2 protein-coding genes are annotated in these 3,972 nt (G+C 54.5%); both read right to left on the minus strand.

The window, feature by feature from the left end:
• Positions 1-1,122 precede the first annotated feature (1,122 nt).
• Positions 1,123-2,502 (minus strand): sigma-54-dependent transcriptional regulator, encoded by a 1,380-nt coding sequence (locus V6C07_RS09720; RefSeq protein WP_333536236.1) that lies wholly within the window; start codon positions 2,500-2,502, stop codon positions 1,123-1,125.
• 4 nt (positions 2,503-2,506) lie between these two features.
• The gene (locus V6C07_RS09725) at positions 2,507-3,919 is read right to left on the minus strand and encodes an ATP-binding protein (RefSeq protein ID WP_333536237.1); all 1,413 of its coding nucleotides are present in this window, start codon (positions 3,917-3,919) and stop codon (positions 2,507-2,509) included.
• Between the last annotated feature and the right edge of the window lie 53 nt (positions 3,920-3,972).

Genomic DNA, 3,972 nt, shown 5'->3' on the forward strand with positions numbered 1-3,972 from the left:
AGAAAAGTGTATTATGGTGACTCATGTCCAAAATCTCCTTGTGTGGCAAAGTTTTTCGCAAACTCTTTATACCACATCGCATTGAGATTTTGGACTTTTTTCTTAACCCTTAGCCGGACAGCAATGATGTTAAACGACAATCTCAACAATCTCAGGCGAAACGGCTCTACATCTAGAGCAATTTAACTTTTAAATTGCTCGGACGACTGCGTGAACAGACGTTCGCTACGGAGGCGAAAGCGCAGTTTATCTGCGCGGTTAAACGCCGAAGTGAGCGTGCCTTAAACTTTGAGAATGTATATTCTCAAAGTTAATCTGCTCTAATTGAGTAATCAATCAGCGTCAAAAAACAACAAAAACTATCACCACGCCACAGCCGGTGTGCTGCGCTTACGGCAAGGTGCGGCCCTTGCCGCGTGGAATTTTGTTACATGATAGTTGCGCAAAAAATACATTTTGACAAGCTAAAAAGGATACCATCAGGGCGGGAAGAAAAAAGCATGTTTCCTTTGCGGCTTGCAGGCCAAATTTTTCTGCGGAAAACCAGAGCCGCCCAATTGCCGATTGCCGTAAAACAGAAAAATTGCGCGCTATAAGCGCGCTGCCGGCCCGCGCCCTTTCCTCGCAGCCTGCCTGCGCAGCTTACTGCACGACTTATCCTGCGCGATGCCAGCACGCCCGAGCGGTGCTGTTTACCGCTGCGCTGTGTAACAGGCTGAGAACATACATTATTAAAAAAATAAGTACGCCAAACGCAGGACCCGTTAAAACTTTTCACAGCAGTTTCACGGGGCCACACACACAGTGCAAGGTTGGCAAGACAGGCAATGATGGGCAATCTTTGGCAACGATGGGTAATTAATAATGGGTGATGCTGATAAAAAGAGAATGATGGGCAGTAAAAACGCGCTATCAGCCTGCTGCCTGTAACCGCCCCCGACCTGTGCCGGGGACGGTTACACGTGTTCATCGCTCTAGAGCAGATAAACTTTGAGAATATACATTCTCAAAGTTTAAGGCACGCTCACTTCGGCGCTTAACCGCGCAGATAAACTGCGCTTACGCCTCCGCAGCGAACGTCTGCTCACGCAGCCGCCAGAGCAATTTCAAAGTGAAATTGCTCTAATGCCCTGTTATGGCATATTTTTTCAGCTTGTATTGCAGCAGACTTTTTGAAATACCCAAGTATTCCGCGGCCTTTACCTGCACAAGGTCAGCCCGTACCAGCGCGCGCCGGATAAGCGCGGCCTCAATTTTTTCCAGCGTATCGGCCAGATCAAGCTGCACGGGCAAAAGGTCCACAGCGCTTTTGAACTGCGACTCTTCGTCGCGAATCTCTGCGGGCAGATTATCCACATTGATAACAGCGCCGGGAACCAGCACCAGACAGCTTTCAACCACATTTTCAAGCTGGCGGATATTGCCCGGCCACTCATAGCCCGTAAGATAGTTGAGCGCCTCGGTACTGAACGTTTTTGCGGGCATGGTATTGTCTGTGCAAACCTTGTCCACAAAGTGCGCCACAAGCAGGGGAATGTCTTCCCGACGTTCGCGCAGGGGCGGCAGGGGAATCTGCACCACATTGAGCCGGTAGTACAGGTCATCGCGAAAAGCGCCCTTTTCCACCAGCGCGGCGAGGTCTTTGTTGGTGGCAGCCACTACGCGGATGTCCACCTCTATTTCCTCTCCCCCGCCCACGCGCTCGAAGCGTCGCTCCTGAAGCACCCGCAGCAGCTTGACCTGCAGATCCGGCGTCAGCTCGGCAATTTCATCCAGAAACAGCGTACCGCCGTCGGCCTGTTCAAAACGCCCCCGACGCATGGCCACCGCCCCGGTAAAAGAGCCTTTTTCATGGCCGAAAAGCTCGCTTTCGAGCACACCGGGATTGAGCGCCATGCAGTTGACGGAAACAAAGGGATTGTCTTTGCGTGGGCTTGTATAATGGATGGCGCGGGCAATCAGCTCTTTGCCCGTACCCGATTCGCCGGTAATGAGCACGGTGGACCGGCTGGGCGCGGCGCGCTCGACCATGATGAGCACATCGCGTATGGCGCGGCTGCGCCCCACAATCTTGTGTACGCCGTAGCGGTCTTCCATCACTTCCTGCAGCAGGCGGTACTGCCGGTGCGCGCGGGCCAGCTCCACCGCATTGTGAACGGAAAGCAGCAGCTCGTCATTGGAAAACGGCTTGGTGATGTAGTCAAAAGCGCCATATTTCATAAGTTCCACGGCGCTTTCAATGGAGCCGAATGCCGTCATGATAAGCACGGGAATATACGGCCAGCTTTTCTTGACCCGCTCCAATACCTGACGCCCAGTCACCTTGGGCATCTTCATGTCCGTAACCACCACATCAACTTCGCTTTCATCCAGAAAGGCCAGGGCCGTTTCCGGGTCGCTGATGGCGGTGACGACATAGCCTTCGTCTTCCAGCAGGGTCTGCAGAACAAGAAGGTAATTTTTTTCGTCATCAATAATCAGAATATGCGCTTTTTCACTCATAAGACTATTCCTGTACCCCGGCTTGGGCTTCGGGCAGCAGCACACGTACAAGAGCGCCGCCTTCCGGGCCGTTTTCCAGTTGGATCACGCCGCCGTGGCTTGTGATAATGGACTGCACTATGGGCAGGCCAAGACCTGTTCCCCCATCCTTGGTCGTAAAGAAGGGGTCCAGCAGGTTAGCCAGAACGGAGGCGTCAAAACCGGGACCGGAGTCCAGCAACTCCAGCCGCACATGACCCTGACCGTCATGCACACCGCTGATGTGCAGTATGCCCGGCCCGTCCATTGCCTGTTGTCCGTTCACCAGAATATTGTAAAAAGCGCGGTACAGCAAATCCTTGTCGCCATGAACGAAAAGGCCCTTTTCAGTATTGCGTTCCAGCGCCACGTTGCGGCGGCCCATGTCGCCCTCCAGAAAGCCCAAAACCTGATCCAGCACAAGGCTTACATCGACCAGATCCTGTTTGGGCTGCCGGGGGCGGGCATAGTCAAGAAAGTCGTTTACGGTTTGTGAAAGACGCACGGATTCGTCAAAAATGGCTCCCAGTATGCGCCGGGTTCCCGCATCGGCGTCACTGCGGCGCTGCAGCAGTTCGGCGCTGGAACGTATGATGCCGAGGGGATTTCTGATCTCATGAGCAATACTGGCGATGACGCGCCCCATGCTCACAAGGCGTTCGTTGCTGTGCAGCTGCTTTTCAAGCTGGCGGTTTTTATTCATGCGCTCGGCCAGTACACGTTCAGACCTGTGGATGAGCATGATCAAAAGGCCAAAAAGCACCACCGAAGACATGAGGCACATGATCACGATGATGCCCTGAAACGTCAGCACCTGCTCGTAGTCGCCCGTGATGTCCTGCGTCAGCTCCAGCGCGCCCATGATGGGGGCATCCTCGCCGGGCTTGAGCGATTCCCCGCGCAGGGGATACAGCACGCGCAGCACAAAGGTTCCCTCTTCCAGCGGCAATCTGAAAGGAGCCTGCCAGGCCGGTATGGTCGAAATAATCTCGGACTTGGGCGCAGCGCCGTGCAGCACCTCATCCAGATTGGCCGGAGAAAGTCCTGCGCGGCCGATTTCTTCCTTGCGGGTGGAATACGCCACAATACGTGAAAAATCGTAGATGCGCAGGCGTTCCACGGGCAGACCGTGGATTACGGACTGCACCACCTGATCCAGCCGCTCATACTGTGCGGGCTGCCGCAGGGCAATGCGCCCGTAGCCGATAAGGGTGGGCAGCGCAAAACGCCGGAAAATCTGGCTGTTGAGGTTTTCCACCAGCAGGCGGGCAAAGCCTTCCTGTCGGGTCAGCAATGTTTCGCGGGCCGAGTTGGAAATAAAAAATGAAAGTACCAGGCTGGTAACAAGAATAATTACCAGAGAAAGCCAGGACAAAGGCCGGGCATAGCTCAAGGACAGGCCCCCGCCGGCATCGCCCTGAGTCCCAGCCGCAGCCCCCGAGGCAGGCGCTG

The organism is Desulfovibrio sp. 1214_IL3152 (assembly GCF_036763055.1).
Lineage (GTDB): Bacteria > Desulfobacterota > Desulfovibrionia > Desulfovibrionales > Desulfovibrionaceae > Desulfovibrio.